General features: G+C 61.4%; 1 pseudogene. It reads right to left on the reverse strand.

The annotated features are described in order from the left end of the window. Positions 1 to 290 (reverse strand): annotated as a pseudogene (locus FLQ44_RS16395) (NAD(P)/FAD-dependent oxidoreductase); the annotation flags it as partial.

Below are 290 nucleotides of genomic sequence, written 5' to 3' on the forward strand. Positions count from 1 at the left end.
GCAACGCAGACGCCGAGCGAATAGATGTTGGCGAAGGTCGGATTGCGCTGATGCTTGTCGGCGATGATGAAGCCGCGCGGATTGGTCAGTCCTTCGATGCCGAAGACGGCATCGACGCCGCGAAAGGCGGGCAGCAGCATTGAATAGCCGAAGGGCAGGTCGTGCTTGGCCTTGACGCTGCCATCCTCGGCGACTTCCTCGACATGCGCCATGCCGGCCTCGAAGCTGGTGACGCGCGCATTGGTGATCCATTTGATGTGACGGTTGCGCAGCTCGCTTTCGAGCAGGCT

Origin of the sequence: Vogesella mureinivorans (genome assembly GCF_007644035.1) — a bacterium.
Lineage (GTDB): Bacteria > Pseudomonadota > Gammaproteobacteria > Burkholderiales > Chromobacteriaceae > Vogesella > Vogesella mureinivorans.